This is a genomic window from Thioalkalivibrio sp. ALE9 (assembly GCF_000377445.1).
In the GTDB taxonomy this organism is placed as follows: domain Bacteria; phylum Pseudomonadota; class Gammaproteobacteria; order Ectothiorhodospirales; family Ectothiorhodospiraceae; genus Thioalkalivibrio.
Genome location: NZ_KB898142.1, coordinates 1 through 12905 on the forward strand (window position 1 = coordinate 1; position 12905 = coordinate 12905).

A 12905-nucleotide genomic window follows, 5' to 3' on the forward strand; every position below is an offset into this window, starting at 1 on the left:
AGCGGGCCGGGGTCGCGGCAGTCGGGCGTGTTTCTTGGTGACTTCTTTGCACGAGCAAAGAAGTCACTCGGGGCGCGCTGGCGAGTCAGCGCACGGCAGTATGTGGATCGAAGGCACGTAAACACCAGAGGACGAACCAGGCCTAGCCAAAAATCGGCAGGTTGCGGACCGAAGGCACCCTAAACACCGGAGGACGAACCAGGACCAGCCACCACGAGGCAGGCGGCCGACCGAATCCTCCGAAAACGCCGGATGATGATTATGGGGTAGAGGGTGGCGGGCCATCCCCGGGCCGGGCATGGCCGGGAAAAGGGGAGGGCGGCGGGGCGCCGTCGATGGCGCTAGCGCGACGAGCCCAGGGTTTGTTCGATGCGGTCGGCGAGGGCGACCAGTCGCGCCGAACTGCCGGCGGAGTCGCCACCGGCCTTCTGCTGCTGGCATTCCAGCAGCTCGTGCGCCAGATTCAGCGCCACCATCACCGCGATGCGCTCGGCGCCGACGATGCGCCCGCCGTCGCGCAGCTCGCGCATGCGCTCGTCAATCAGCGACGCGGAGGCAAACAGGTCGGCGCGCTCGTCGGGCGGGCAGGCGATCTGGTACTCCTTGCCCATGATGGAGACGCGGACGGGTTCGGATTGGCTCATTCGCTGTGCTCCATCGAGCGCAGGCGCGCGATCATGTTCTCGACCCGGTGGCGCGCCTGCTCATTGCGCTCCTTGAAGGCCGCGCGCTCGCCCTTGAGCTGGCGGACCTGCTCCTGCAGGAGGTGGTTTTCTTCGCGCAGGGCCGCGTGCTCCTCCAGCAGGCGCGTGATGGCGGCCTCCAGGCGTTCGGTCGGGTCGATCGCGGAATCGTCGTTCGGCTGCATGGCCTCGGTCCCGGTTGGCAGGCGGCCTTCGCCGCAGGGCGTGTGATTCATGGAGTCTAGGAGGGCTTCGCGCGAAGCGTCAACTTGGCTCATCTTCTTGCTGGAACACATTCACTTTTTGGGGATCGCACACTTGTGGCACCGGGGTTTGTTGCGGCCCGGTGCCCGCGCTGGCCACAATACGGCGAATCCCGTTCCCAGAAAGTGTTGCTGCCCATGACCCAGCCCCCCGAACCCGGCCCCGAGGCCACCGTGATCGAGGGCACGGCCCATAACGGAAAGCCGTGCCGGATCGTCGACAACACGGGGACCGTGCCGCACGCGGAGCTGGAGCAGCTGTTGAACGCCTTGATCGAAGAGAAACGCTTCGGTCTCAATATGCTGTCCTCCACCGGTTCCAGCGCGATCAAGCTGGGCGAGCCGCAGTTTACGCACCTGCAGGTGGGTGACGATCTCTATCGCTTTCTGCTCTTCCCTTACGAAGCGCGGCTGGAGAGCTTCTGATGGTCGGCGACCCAGGCACCGGCAACGCGAAGGCGCAGGATGGGCTGGAGCGCGATCCCGTCGCCCTGCGCGAACAGCTGGAGCACGGACTGCGCAGCATGGGCTTCGCGCAGACGCCGGCCTCCGCCCACGGGCTGTTCACCGGCTGCCTGGTGGCGGACCCGGGCGCCGACGTCGACGCTCTGGTGCGCAGCCTGGGCGAGGCCCTGCCGCTGACCGAAGGCGCGGGGGACCGCTTCGGCAAGACCGTGGAGGCGATCCGGCGCGCGCTGCTGGCCCAGCTGTATGACGTGGAACTGGGCTTCGGCCCACTGCTGCCGGAGGACGAAGCCATCGAGGCGCAGGCGCAGGCCCTGTCGGAATGGGTGGACGGCTTCATCGCCGGGCTGGGGCAGACGCCGCGTTTGGGTAAGCTGAAGCCCTCGGCCGAGGCCAGCGAGATCCTGCGTGATTTCGCGGAGATCGCGCGCATCGAACTGGAGCCCGACGACGACGAGGAAAACGCCGCCGCCTTCGAGGAGCTTAATGAGTATGTGCGCGTGGGCGTTTTGCTGATCGCCGACGAGCTGGCCCCGGACGACCCGAAACGGATCCCGATGCAATGACGCGAACGCGACAAGCCCCCCGGCCGGGCCGGATGCCGGAGATCCCCCAGGGCGAGTTCGCCCGGCGCCGCCAGCGTCTGATGCGGGCGCTCGGACCCGAGGCGATCATCGTCGTTCCTGCCGCTCACGAGCGCACCCGCAACCGGGATGTCGAGTATCCCTTCCGTCAGGACAGCGACTTCCTTTACCTGACCGGCTTCCCGGAGCCGGATGCGGTGGCGGTGCTGGTGCCGGGGCGGCCGGCTGGCGAATACATCCTGTTCTGCCGCGACCGCGACCCGACCCAGGAGACCTGGCAGGGCCGCCGCGCCGGGCCGGACGGTGCGATGGAGACCCATGGGGCCGAGTGCGCCTTCCCGATCGAGGACATCGACGAGATCCTGCCGGGGCTGATGGAGAACCGCGCCGTGCTGGCCGCCCCGTTCGGGCGCGACGAGCCGCTGGACCAGCGCCTGTTCGGTTGGGTGAACCGTGTACGGGCCAAGGCCCGCAACGGCGTGCGTGCACCGCACGAGTTCGTCGCGGTGGAGCACCACCTGCACGAGCAGCGGCTGTTCAAGAAGGCCCCCGAGCTCAAATTGATGCGCCACGCGGCCGCGATCTCCTCGCAGGCGCATGTGCGCGCGATGCAGGCCTGCCGGCCGGGGGTGACCGAGTTCGCGGTGGAGGCCGAGCTGCTGCACGAGTTCCACCGCTACGGAACCGAGACCGCGTATCCCTCCATCGTCGGTGGCGGCGAGAACGGCTGTATCCTGCACTACATCGAGAACCGCGCGGAACTGAACGCCGGTGACCTCCTGCTGATCGACGCCGGCTGCGAGGTGCAGGGCTATGCGTCCGACATCACCCGCACCTTTCCGGTCTCCGGTCGTTTCGACGAACGCCAGCGCGAGGTCTACGAGTGCGTGCTGGCCGCCCAGCTCGCCGCGATCGAACAGGTACGCCCGGGCAATGACTGGGACACCCCGCACGCCACCGCCGTGCGCGAACTGACCCGCGGGCTCAAGGAGCTGGGCGTGCTCAAGGGCCGCCTGGACAAGCTGATCCGCGACCAGGCCTACCGCCCGTTCTATATGCACCGCACCGGGCACTGGCTGGGGCTGGACGTGCACGATGTCGGCGACTACCGCGTCGGCGACGCCTGGCGCCAGCTCGAACCCGGCATGGTGATGACAGTGGAACCCGGGCTTTATTTCGGGCCCTACAGTGATGCGCCGAAGGAACTGCGCGGCATCGGCGTGCGCATCGAGGACGACGTCGCCGTCACCCGCGACGGCTTCGAGATCCTCACCGCCGACTGCCCCAAGACCGTCGCCGACATCGAGGCCTGCATGGCCGGCGACCTCCCGGGCTGGGACTGACCATGCCCGCCCATCGTCTCTTCCTTTTTCGTGAACGACCCGGAGTCCGGACCGGGGCGATTCGCCTGCAAGCAGGCTCCTACAGGAAGCAGCATGCACGATCCTCCGTGGGAGCCTGCTTGCAGGCGAATGGGGCGTCGGACCCACCCTTGCGGGGTGAGTCTTGACTACAAACACCTGCGACATCGCCATCGTCGGCGGCGGGCCTGTCGGCGGCCTCGCCGCCTGCACTCTGGCGCGTGCGGGCTATGCGGTCACGCTGTTCGAGCGCGGGGCACCACCCGCGCCGGATGCACACGCCAACGACACCCGTGGCTATGCCCTGGCGGCCGGCTCGGTGCAGTTCCTCGACGATCTCGGGTACTGGGCGCCGCTGGCGGAACGGGCGACCGCGATCCGCTCCATCGTCGTCAGCCGTCGCGGCGGGCTGGGGCGGGTGCATCTGAATGCCGCCGACCATGGCCGCCAGGCCCTCGGGCAGGTGGTGCCGGCCGTCGCGCTGGAGCCGATGCTGGACGCGGCCTGTCGCGACGCCGGTGTGGATGTGCGCTACCAGTCCACGCTGGCGGGCGTGGGGGACGTGACGGATGGGCGCCGCGTGCTGCGCATCGACGGCGTCGAAGGCGAGGACACCTGGGCCGCCCGCCTGATCCTGGCCGCCGACGGCATCCAGTCCCCCACGCGCAAGGCCCTGGGTCTGCCGGTGAACCGCCTGCGTTACGCGGCGGATGCCCTGGTCTTTGACGTGCAGCCGGCGCGGCCGCACAACGGCCAGGCCTTCGAGCGCTTTACCGACGAGGGGCCGCTGGCCTTGCTGCCGCAGGCGGACGGGCGCATGAACGTCGTCTGGGTGGCCCCGCCGGAGGCCTGCGAGCGCCGCCTGAAACTGGACGAGGCCGAGCGCCTGCGCGAGCTGCAGGCCCGTTTCGGCTGGAGCCTGGGCCGCCTGCGCCCGGCCAGCCGCGTGGTGCGTTTTCCGCTGGAGCGGGTGCACGCCCCCGAGCCGGTCGCGGAACGCGCGCTGTTGCTGGGCAATGCCGCGCACGCAGTGCACCCGGTGGCGGGGCAGGGGCTGAACCTGTCCCTGCGCGATGTCGCCACACTGCTGGGCGCACTGCGCGACGGGCGCGAGCCGGACGGCACCCCGCGTTTCGTGACCGACCCCGGCGCGGCGGCCACGCTCGAAGCCTATGCGCAGGCCCGCCGACGCGACGTGACCGGCGTGGTCGCCACGACCGATTTCCTGGCCCGCGGCATGCTGCACGCGGCCGGCCTGCGCGGGCATGCGCTGGGCAGCGGCATGATGGCCGTCGACCGCCTGCGCCCGGCGCGGGATCGGATCGCACGGGCCGCCATGGGCCTGGGCCCGTTGCCGCGCCACACGGCCCGCCATTTGGCCCGGCCGGATGTGGAGGGCGCGGCATGAGCGCACGCCCCACAGGCGAGGTGCTGGACCTGCTCGTGGTCGGTGCCGGTGCCGTCGGCGGCGCTATCGCGCTGGGCGCGGCGCGCCAGGGCCTGCGCGTGGGGCTGCTGGAACGCAGCGCCGCGCCCACCTTTACTGACGCCACGCCCGTCACGCGGGTGGCCACGCTGAACATCGCCTCGATGGACTTCCTCGACACACTGGGCGTGCAGGACGCGCTGGAGGCGCGCCGCGCCCACGCCTTCTCCGGCATGAGCGTATGGGACGCGCACGGCCCGGGGCATATCCGCTTCGATGCCGACGAGCTGGGCGTGCCGGCGCTGGGCTGGACCGTCGAGCACGCGGCACTGGAGGCCGTGCTGTGGGCCGAGCTTGAGGCCGCCGGTGTCGACCTGTGGCCGGAGACCGAATGGAAGAGCGTGGATGCGCGCCCGGATCGGGTCGACCTCTACGGACCGCAGCACGCGCGGCTCGCCTCCGCCCGTTTGGTGGTCGCGGCCGACGGTGCGCAGTCCCCACTACGCCACCGCATGGGCATCCCGGTGCGCGAGCAGGACTATCACGCCCGCGGCGTGGTCGCGACCGTGACCACCGAGCGCCCGCACGAGGACACCGCCTGGCAGCGCTTCGTCGACGACCAGATCATCGCGTTCCTGCCACTGGCGGATGGGCGCAGCTCCATCGTCTGGTCCCAGCCCGAGCACCAGGCGGACGCAACGCTGGCGCTGGACGACGCTGGATTCTGCGCGGCGCTGGCAGAGGCGATCGACCACCGCCTGGGTGTCGTCACCGACACCTCCCGGCGCGCCAGCTTCCCGCTGGTGGCGCGCCATGCCCGCGACTACCACGCCGGCCGCGTCGCGCTGGCAGGCGATGCCGCCCACACCATCCACCCGCTGGCCGGCCAGGGCCTGAACCTCGGCCTGGCCGACGCCCGCGCCCTGGTCGAGCGCCTGCACGGCCCCGCCCGCCGCGACCCGGGTGCGGAGACAGTCCTGCGCGCCTACACCCGTGACCGCCGCGCAGAGAACGCCTTCATGCAGCGCGCGATGGACGGCTTCCGCCTGATCTTCGGCACTCACGCCGCCGGCCTCCCCGAACTGCGCGGCCTCGGCATCAGCCTGGTCGACCAGGCGACCCCGCTAAAACGCCGCTTCGCCCTGCGCGCCTTCGGCCTCGACTAGCCCCAAACGCGCGGCTACCCAACCGCCGAATCTTCTCCGTCCGCCTTGGCGGCGAAGCCCCTGCCAAAGGTCGGCACGGGCAGGCGCTTCGCCTGCAAGCAGCCTCCCACGGGTGCCGTTGCCTGAAGCCGCGTAGGAGCGGGCTTGCCCGCGAAGCCCCCGCCAAAGCCGGGGCTCTTCATCGGCGCTATCAACCTCTTACCCGCGCGCCGCCACAGGTTTTTGTGCGTGCTATATTGATATCAACCAGTCCACCCACCGGTCCATTGGGGTGCAGCCATGTCTCATCACGAAATCATCGGGGCTCACGATGCCAAGACACACCTTTCCGGTTTCCTCCGAAAGGTGCAGGCGGGCGGGCGTTTTACCATCACGCAGCGGGGCCGTCCTGTGGCTGCGCTTGTACCACTGGAGGAGGACGATGCGCCCAGGCGTGTGCAGGCCGCGCGGAGTCTCCGGCAGCTGATGGCCGAGGCTCCAGCGCGCGGGGCAGTGGATATCAAGGCCCTGGTCGAGTCGGGGCGTGACTGATGGATCTCGTGTTCGACAATTCCATCGTGATGCGCTGGTTGCTGTCCGATGGTAGTCCCGCCGACCAGGAAGTCGCGGCAACGGTCCTGCGTTCCATCGAGTCGGGCGATATCCGTCTGATCGCGCCATCCGTCTGGCCGTTGGAGGTCGCCAACGTGGTCGCCCGTGCGGAAAGCCAGGGCCTGGTGACTGAAGCTGAAACCACGCGTTTCCTCGCGCTACTGCAGGATCTCATGGTGGCCGTTGATCCGGGCGGCATCGATCCGGTCTTCGGCCTTACGCTTCAACTGGCCAGGCGTTATGGCCTTTCCGCGTACGATGCCTCCTATCTCGCACTCGCGCTTCAGTACGGCGCCACCTTCGCTACACTGGACCAAGCCCTGATCACCGCGGCTCGCCGAGCCGGGGTCGCTGTGTTTTCGAGCACCACCTGACGGTTCAGGCCATCCCGCGTCGAGTTTCAATCGGATCGCCGTAGCCAGCGCTGTCACCCTCGACCCTCCCCAGCAGCATGCGCCGCCCGTATCCGCCCCCGTCGGCATCCCGGCCGCACCGAAGCGAAGAGCCGGGACCACCAGCCTTGGAGCGATACCCGGCGTACCTACTACCACCCAGGCACGAGGTTCCGGATAACCCCAGCGTGGTTTCCGGGACGACCGAACGAGAGGCCCTCCCCTCGAACCTCCGGCCTGCGCCCGGCTACCAGCCTCTCCCTTTCTTTCCTTCCACCCTGTGGGAGCGGGCTCGCCCGCGAAGCCCCCGCCAAAGCCCGAAAACCCTCTAGTCGTCACGACCCACGCTCATACCGCCGCACACGCTGTCTGCTTTCCGCAACACCCCGTCCATGACCCGGCCCAAACCATCGCTTGTTGCAAAAACCCAACGCATCCGACCCGACGATCCGGCCCCTTCAGATCCGAAAAATGCCACGGCCCCCGCAAACCCGAGAAAAATAAGCAAAACCTGATCGAATTCTCGCCACGTCCCGCGGGGAAATCATAAGCTGTAGCCCATTAACCCAGTAATTCAGCATGTTGCAAACCAATTCAAGCGCCCTCGAAGCCTCCGCACGCAAGTCGTTGATCTACCAAAAAGCGCTCCCGGTCACGGATACCCCCGCACTGTGGCAATTTTTTCCCGCCGAGGGGTTGAAACGAGACACCGTGGTGTATATAAAACACCTGTCATTCGCGGCATCGACCGTGGATGCAGGCGTAGAAACGAACACATACCTCTCCTGGGAGATACGCAACATGAAAAAACAGATTCTCGCAGTCGCCGTTGCCGGCGCCTTCGCAGTCCCGGCCTTCGCCGCCGCCGACTCCAACGTCACCCTGTTCGGCCAGCTGCAGACGCAGATCGTCCATCATAGCGGCGGTCCCGACGGCTTTGACAGCGGCTTCCGCATGCAGGATGCCGGCGCTGCTGGTTGGGCCTCTGACGGTAACGGCCCCAACCGTATTGGTTTCCTTGCCAACCACGACCTGGGCAATGGTCTGACGGGCCTCTTGAAAATCGAGCAGGATGTTCGTACCACGGAAGGCATCGGGCAGAATGGTCGCGCACGTGACGTCTACGTGGGTATCGATGGTGACTTTGGCCGTGTGACTGCAGGTCGGATGAGCATGCCCTACAGCACCGCTGGCAAGGATCCGCTGAATGGCACCTTCATGCAGGCTCGTGCCGGCGGTGGCCGTCTCGGCCCGGCTGATTTCGGTGGTCTGGGCAACGGTTCTTACCTGGATCGAGTGCTGGCTTACAGCAACAGCTTCGGTATGGTCAGCCTGAACGTGGCTGCCGCCATTGATAACGCTGATGACAGCAACACGGCGCTTTCCGGTCGCCTGAACTTCGATATCGGTCCGGTAGACCTGTACGTGGCCCACACCAATGCCGATGACTACTCCCCGGCTGGCCTTGTGAATACCGATTTCCGCGCTAGCAAGATCGGTGCAGACTGGAAGTCTGGTCCTTTCCGCGTCGTGGGTGAGGTCGAAGACTTCAAGGTTGACCCGGCTGGCGCTGGCGACTTCAAGGGCAACACCTACTTCGTGTCCGGTGTCTACACCATGGGTCGTAACGACTTCGTGCTGAGCCTGGGCCATACGAATCTGGATGGCAGCAATAACAACACCGATTTCGCGGCCATCGCGGTGAAGCATAACTTCACCAATCGTGTGATGGCGTTCGCCGGTGTCTCGTACTCGAGCTTCGACGAGAACGCGGGCCTCACGGGCGCTCCGGCGGCTCCGGCTAACAACGGCCTGGTAGACGATTACTCGTTCACCGGCGTCGGTGGTGGTCTGCGGGTGTCCTTCTAAGGGCAACCACTGCTTCCAAGCGGTATAACAACAAGTTTGTAGCTTGTTTTGCGGGGCCCCCAGGGGCCCCGTTTTTTGTGTGTATCTTTCGGCCCCGTTCGGGGCCTTTTGTATGTTTGAGGCTGGTGGGTTCGCCACCCGGGCGCTAGCTGGCATGTGCCGTGTAGGTGCAGTGCCGAGCGACTGGCTTCATTTGGCGTCGGTGAATCCCAGCTTCGAGACAACGCCCCGACAACGGGGCCAAACGCCCCGACAACGGGGTCAAACCTTGCCTTTTGCCCCTCGGGGTTCTCGTTCGCCCGGTTGGAATTTCGGGGCAAGCGGTAGGCCGGCAGGAATCAGGTTGTTGGTACGGTCTGATTTAGGGTGTACTAGCGATTGTCAGGGACAAGCTGGAGAGAGCAGGGATGGCTCGATCGGTGCGATTGGAGTATCCGTGGGCGCTGTATCACGTGACGGCGCGCGGCAATCGGCGGGACTGGATCTATCTGGATGACGTTGACCATCGGCGCTTCGAAGAAACGCTGGCGCGAGCAATCGAGCGATTCAACTGGGTGGTCTTTTCGTACTGCCTGATGGGCAACCACTATCACCTTCTGGTAGAGACGCCGGATGCGAACCTGGGCCGGGGGATGCAGTGGCTGAACGGCGTTTACACGCAGCGGTTCAACCGCCGTCACCGGCGTGTGGGTCATGTGCTTCAAGGCCGGTACAAGGCGATCCTGGTCGAGCGCGAGTCGTATCTTCTGGAATTGGCGCGCTACATCGTCCTCAATCCGGTGCGTGCGCATCTGATCGACGATCCTGCGGACTGGGAGTGGAGCAGCTACCGGCCCACCGCGGGCCTTTCGGACGCCGTCTCGTGGCTATCGACGGATCGCGTGCTGGACGAATTCGGCCCGGCCGCCTCCCGACAGCAGGCCTATCGGCGGTTTGTCCATGAGGGAATCGGACGTACCTCCCCCTGGAATGATCTGCATGCGCAGCTATTTCTTGGCTCCGAGGCCTTTGTCGAGGCGCGGCTGGCAGGTCAGTCCGGCAGGCTGGACTTGGACCCGGAATACCCCAAGGCCCAGCAGCGGCCTGTGCCGCCGACGCTCGAATTCCTGGAGGCAAGCTTCCCGAGGAATGAAGCCATTCGGCGCGCGTATGCGTCCGGTGGCTACACGCTGAAAGCTATCGGTGACTATTTCGGTCTGCATTTTTCGCGAGTGAGTCGAATCGTGTCCGGGCAAAAGGCAAGGTTTGACCCCGTCGGTTCCACTTTCGGTCTGCATTTTTCGCGAGTGAGTCGAATCGTGTCCGCGGGGGCAAAAGTCAAGGTCTGACCCCGTCGGTTCGTGCGCGGGGGCAAAAGGCAAGGTTTGACTCCGTCGGTTCCCCGCTAGGCGGGATCGGGGCAGAGTTCGAGGATCTGGTTGAGGACCGCGCAGGCTTCCTGATAGGTCCCCTGCGGCACTTGTCCGGCTGGATGGGGTGTCGCGTTGCGTTGGCGCCAGTCGAAGGACTTTACCTGGTGGCAGAGGATGTAGCTGGTTCTTGCATCCGGCGTCGTGCCCGCCACCACGGCGAAGGGGTTGGTCGCATTGTAATCGGCAGTGGTCATGGGGAGCCCCAGAACCAGCGAGGTGCGGGCGTTGAATTGGGTCGGCGACAGGACGAGAAAGGGGTGAATATCTCGCATTTCCCGCCCGGCCTGAGGGTTGCAGTCTATCCAGATGACGTCACGGCGCCGGGGTACCCAGTCCTTGGGTGCTGCACGCTTTACCATCGTTCATTTCCAATCACGTCCGTGCACATGGCCTCGCCGCCATGCTTGTCCGGGTCGAATCCTTTCAGGCGTTCCTCCAGGCTCATGGATGGAGTGGTTTCCGGACGGATTACGATCTGGTTGCCTTCGACGGAGACGATCACGGATTGGTCCGCCTCCAGTTGCGCTGCGCGCGCGATGGCCGCAGGAAGCCGGACGCCCAGATTGTTGCCCCAGCGCTTGATGTTCAGTCGTGTCTCGGCCATTGCTCCACCCGCAAGATGTATAGACATTGTTTAAACGACTGTATCACCACGGTGTGGGGGCGTGCCAGAGGGGTATGTTCGGGCGGGCGGGGGACATCCCGGATAACCGCGTTGCGGTTTCCGGGACGATGATCGGGTGTGTCGGCGTGCCATCTGGCGGGTTTGGTCGAAGGGGTGACTCCCGCCGTTGTGGGTGCGTTTCGCGGGGTCAACGCACCCTACGGGCAGTGCTATTCCGTAGGATGCCGATGAGCGAAGCGAATCGCATCATGGGAGCGGGCTAGCGGGCGGGATCGACGCGAATTTCGAGGGTGAGGGTGTCGCGGTCGCGGGTGGTGCGGCGGGAGGCGAGGCCGCGTTCCGTGACGTCGGTTTCGGTGTGGACGCCGCCGAGGGTGTGCCAGGTGCCCGGCTCCAGCGTGAGTTGCGTGTCGATGGCGTCGCGGTCCACGGCGCCGCGCGGGAGGGGGCGTTCGTGGAGCTGAGAGATGGCGACGCGGATGCGGCCGTCGGGCTGGACCTGGGGGCGCACGCGGAAGCCGCGGGCGGTGTCCTGCAGCAGGGGTTCGAGGCCGACGCCGGCGCGGCCGTGGAGGATGCGGAAGCCGGCGGCGCGGGTCTCGCCGACCAGGATGATGGCCTCGGTGCCTTCGCGCAGGCGCAGGTGCTGGGTCTGGTCGTCGCGGCGGGTGGTGCGCAGCCGCTGGCTGGAGATGCGGCCCTCGGTGCCCTCCGGGCCGCTCTCGAACTCGAGGCCGGTGCCGCGTTCGGTGCGCGGGGCGTCGCGGTGGCGGCGTACGGAGAGGACGAGGTCCTGGGCCGGCGTGTCGAGTTCGGCGACGACTTCGCGGATCTGTTGCAGGGTGCGGGCGTCGGCGCGTACCAGCAGCCGGAAGCCGTCGCCGCGCAGGGTGGCGGTGTCGCCGAACAGGGCCTGCAGCTCGGGCAGCAGGCTGTTCGCCGGTCGGTGTTGCAGCGGCAGCACGGCGACCTCGGCGTGGGTGTCGCGTGCACCGGCGAGGCCGGGGAGCAGGGTGCCAGCCGCCAGCGCGAGGGCGGCTCGCAGGAGGTAACGCCGCTCGGTCATGTCGGGCGGCTCAGACGAGGAGGCGGCGGAGTTCGACGGCTTCATCGCTGAGACTCCAGTTGGCCTCGAAGTCCTGGACGGCGCGCTGGGTGCCCGGCCGATCGTCGACGTCGCCGCGCAGTATGCGGCGCCCGCCGGCCTGGGTGAGCTGCATCCAGCCGCTGTGGTCGGCAATCGCGGTGACGGTCAGCGGGCTTTCCTCGGCGGCCTCCAGGCGGCGCACCGAGACGGCGCTGGGCAGGCGTTTGATGCTTTCCACCAGGCTCGGAAGCTGTTCCTTGAGCGCCAGGTCGTCGTCGACCAGCAGGCGGATGTCGGTATGCCGGTGGCGGCGTGCGATCCCGGCCAGTTCCGCGCCCAGGTCGGGCCCGGCGATCTCGGCCAGCAGGGCGACGCGGGCATGCAGCCAGAGGCGTCGGCGGGTGGCGGCCAGGAGCTCGGCCAGCAGGGCCTCGGCGTCGATCAGGGTCGGGTCGCGTTCGGGGGCGGTCATCGGAGTCTCGCTCGGGTTGAGGGTCCTTCCCTCAGCATAGGGGAGTGGGGGTGGGTTCGCATCATTGCTCCGGGTCGTGTTCCCCGGGGGGGTTAGGGGAGCGTTTCGGGCGCGAATCAGAGATATGAGTACGGTGGCAGAAGCGGATAGGCAAGATCTGTGAGATCCGTGCATATCCCCTGTGGGAGCCGGCTTGCCGGCGAAGCCCCTGCCAAAGTCAGACGCGGGCAGGGGCTTCGCCGGCAAGCCGGCTTGTATGTTTACCCGTGGCAGGCCTAGAAAGGGTCTGTCGGGGTGGAGGGACGAAGCTGGCATCTGGCCTGTGGCACAGACGGTAGGAGAGTTCGTCCCACCCCTCACCTTAAACGCCGATAAGGAATCGATCGGCTCGGGGCCGACGATAGATGGCAAGCCAGCGTTCGGTGAGGCCCCGACAGACCACTCCAAGCTAGCTCGGGAGGTGTGATGATGGCAACGCATCGGATCGGGGTCGATGTCGGCAAGGCCGA

General features: G+C 66.9%; 15 protein-coding genes. 9 read left to right on the forward strand and 6 right to left on the reverse strand.

Annotated features, from left to right (window positions below; all coding sequences use genetic code 11):
- Positions 1-341: 341 nt before the first annotated feature.
- Positions 342-644, reverse strand: coding sequence for a cell division protein ZapA (locus D106_RS0114010; protein WP_018880410.1), 303 nt, complete (start codon positions 642-644; stop codon positions 342-344).
- Positions 641-868 (reverse strand): cell division protein ZapB, encoded by a 228-nt coding sequence (locus D106_RS0114015; protein ID WP_024326430.1) that lies wholly within the window; start codon positions 866-868, stop codon positions 641-643. The genes D106_RS0114010 and D106_RS0114015 overlap by 4 nt, the downstream gene beginning before the upstream one ends.
- A gap of 216 nt (positions 869-1084) precedes the next feature.
- Between D106_RS0114015 and D106_RS0114020 the strand changes: the two genes are divergently transcribed.
- From D106_RS0114020 to D106_RS14390, 9 genes are all read left to right on the forward strand, one after another.
- The gene (locus D106_RS0114020) at positions 1085-1372 is read left to right on the forward strand and encodes a hypothetical protein (RefSeq protein ID WP_017941481.1); all 288 of its coding nucleotides are present in this window, start codon (positions 1085-1087) and stop codon (positions 1370-1372) included.
- Positions 1372-1977: a UPF0149 family protein gene (locus tag D106_RS0114025; protein ID WP_018880412.1), complete on the forward strand. Its 606-nt coding sequence runs from the start codon at positions 1372-1374 to the stop codon at positions 1975-1977. The genes D106_RS0114020 and D106_RS0114025 overlap by 1 nt, the downstream gene beginning before the upstream one ends.
- A 32-nt stretch (positions 1978-2009) precedes the next feature.
- A complete protein-coding gene (pepP, locus tag D106_RS0114030; protein WP_018880413.1) occupies positions 2010-3338 on the forward strand; it encodes a Xaa-Pro aminopeptidase in 1329 nt (442 codons plus the stop codon).
- Between the two features lie 163 nt (positions 3339-3501).
- Positions 3502-4764 (forward strand): FAD-dependent monooxygenase, encoded by a 1263-nt coding sequence (locus D106_RS0114035; protein ID WP_018880414.1) that lies wholly within the window; start codon positions 3502-3504, stop codon positions 4762-4764.
- Positions 4761-5948 carry an FAD-dependent monooxygenase gene (locus tag D106_RS0114040; protein WP_018880415.1) on the forward strand — a complete coding sequence of 396 codons (1188 nt, stop codon included), beginning with the start codon at positions 4761-4763 and terminating at the stop codon, positions 5946-5948. The genes D106_RS0114035 and D106_RS0114040 overlap by 4 nt, the downstream gene beginning before the upstream one ends.
- A gap of 279 nt (positions 5949-6227) precedes the next feature.
- A complete protein-coding gene (locus tag D106_RS0114045; protein WP_018880416.1) occupies positions 6228-6479 on the forward strand; it encodes a type II toxin-antitoxin system Phd/YefM family antitoxin in 252 nt (83 codons plus the stop codon).
- A complete protein-coding gene (locus D106_RS0114050) occupies positions 6479-6913 on the forward strand; it encodes a type II toxin-antitoxin system VapC family toxin (RefSeq protein ID WP_018880417.1) in 435 nt (144 codons plus the stop codon). Before D106_RS0114045 ends, D106_RS0114050 begins: the two co-directional genes overlap by 1 nt.
- Positions 6914-7732: 819 nt before the next feature.
- On the forward strand, positions 7733-8800 hold the full coding sequence (locus D106_RS0114055) for a porin (RefSeq protein ID WP_018880418.1): 1068 nt from the start codon (positions 7733-7735) through the stop codon (positions 8798-8800).
- A 407-nt stretch (positions 8801-9207) separates the two neighbouring features.
- A complete protein-coding gene (locus D106_RS14390) occupies positions 9208-10128 on the forward strand; it encodes a transposase (protein WP_231372880.1) in 921 nt (306 codons plus the stop codon).
- A 56-nt stretch (positions 10129-10184) separates the two neighbouring features.
- Here D106_RS14390 and D106_RS0114065 read toward each other — a convergent pair whose 3' ends face one another.
- The 4 genes from D106_RS0114065 to D106_RS0114080 form a co-directional block, all read right to left on the reverse strand.
- Positions 10185-10571 (reverse strand): type II toxin-antitoxin system PemK/MazF family toxin, encoded by a 387-nt coding sequence (locus tag D106_RS0114065; RefSeq protein ID WP_255349380.1) that lies wholly within the window; start codon positions 10569-10571, stop codon positions 10185-10187.
- On the reverse strand, positions 10565-10816 hold the full coding sequence (locus tag D106_RS0114070; RefSeq protein ID WP_018877875.1) for an AbrB/MazE/SpoVT family DNA-binding domain-containing protein: 252 nt from the start codon (positions 10814-10816) through the stop codon (positions 10565-10567). The genes D106_RS0114065 and D106_RS0114070 overlap by 7 nt, the downstream gene beginning before the upstream one ends.
- Before the next feature lie 280 nt (positions 10817-11096).
- Positions 11097-11948: a secretin N-terminal domain-containing protein gene (locus D106_RS0114075; protein ID WP_018880421.1), complete on the reverse strand. Its 852-nt coding sequence runs from the start codon at positions 11946-11948 to the stop codon at positions 11097-11099.
- Positions 11914-12396, reverse strand: a complete 483-nt coding sequence (locus D106_RS0114080; protein ID WP_018876137.1) for a hypothetical protein — start codon at positions 12394-12396, stop codon at positions 11914-11916. The genes D106_RS0114075 and D106_RS0114080 overlap by 35 nt, the downstream gene beginning before the upstream one ends.
- Positions 12397-12905: the final 509 nt, after the last annotated feature.